This window comes from Pedobacter sp. SYSU D00535 (genome assembly GCF_017355855.1).
GTDB lineage: Bacteria > Bacteroidota > Bacteroidia > Sphingobacteriales > Sphingobacteriaceae > Desertivirga.
Genome location: NZ_JAFEWD010000014.1, coordinates 1 through 1,226 on the forward strand (window position 1 = coordinate 1; position 1,226 = coordinate 1,226).

A 1,226-nucleotide genomic window follows, 5' to 3' on the forward strand; every position below is an offset into this window, starting at 1 on the left:
GGTTAGGCTTGTTGATGTTGCGGCATTAATTGCACGTCAATTCAAGCCAGCACGAATTTAATAGAAAGCAGTGAAATAACATACACTACCAAAACCAGCAATAGCAACAAGGTGATGTTATGTGTATGCCCTTTTTAGGCAGCTATTGAATGTTTCGAGTCCAAATTGGAGCTCTTTGACCAGTTTGAAGAACAAAGTCACGTCTTGAAAGCTCTTTTTTTCGGATAGCTGCAGCTACTGTTGTTCCTAAAGAGTCAACAACATTTATCTGGTAGTACGAACTATCGTAATCGTTTATAGTCGTTTTCGCCCAAATAACCTGTTCATTTTGGTCGTAAAAAATTGAATCACAGTCTTCTATTACTCCTGTAAACATTTCTTCGCGCTCCTTAAGCATTAGCAAGGTTTCATTCGAGCCCTGCTGTTTCTGCAACACAATGTTTCCAGTGATTGGTATTTGAACGTCAATTCCGTCGCCCTCGAAATAACCACAAGAGGTAATTATAAGCAGTGCGATTAAAGAAATTGTCGCAAATGGTTTAGTGAAATCTCTCATTCTTCAGCTGTGTCGGGAACGCTTGCAGGTTCTCTTAGGGTTACACATAACGGTTAGGGCTTTGCGAAGATGGCGAATAGAAAGCACTTAACTGTCGTCAAGCATAAAACTTAGTTAAATGTAGAAAAGTTTCGAAAGTAACGTTAGCCGCCATTTTAGCAAAGGCTATGTTATGGGCTGGTGTTTTTTAGTTCCTCATACACGTCTTGTTCGAACGCTTTAGCGAGTCGGTCGATTCCTTTACTTTCTTTAGAATATCCACCTACTTTATGTATTCTATCATAAGCTCCGACCAGACAGATGGTATTTTTCCTATCACCCTTCCAGTTCTCTTCAGTCTTGAAAGCTACGTTGAACTCGTTGCTTTTTTTGGAATCTATTACCTTGATGTTATAGTAGTATACATACCCATTCTCTTCAGTGCCAGTCGTGTCAGTAAGCTGAAACGAGATGTTAGGGCGTGTGGAGATTAAAGTTCGAAGGTCATTGTGAAAATCGGTGACGTTTTTGGAATACTCAAACTTTCTAATTGGAGGATAAACGGACGTGAATTGAGAGACGAAATAAACAAACGCCCCGAGCACCAAGAAAGCTGCAAAGAGAACATACAAAATCGGGGTCTTTTTCATCTGCTCTTAGGTGTTGGCTAGATTATACACTTGCCCGTAAC

The 1,226-nt window shown here is 40.2% G+C and carries 2 protein-coding genes; both read right to left on the reverse strand.

The genetic code is table 11. The features are described 5' to 3' along the window. Positions 1–142: 142 nt before the first annotated feature. On the reverse strand, positions 143–556 hold the full coding sequence (locus J4N23_RS19450) for a hypothetical protein (protein ID WP_207429516.1): 414 nt from the start codon (positions 554–556) through the stop codon (positions 143–145). Between the two features lie 170 nt (positions 557–726). Then, entirely contained in the window at positions 727–1,185 is a 459-nt protein-coding gene (locus J4N23_RS19455) for a hypothetical protein (protein ID WP_207429517.1), read from the reverse strand. Positions 1,186–1,226 lie beyond the last annotated feature (41 nt).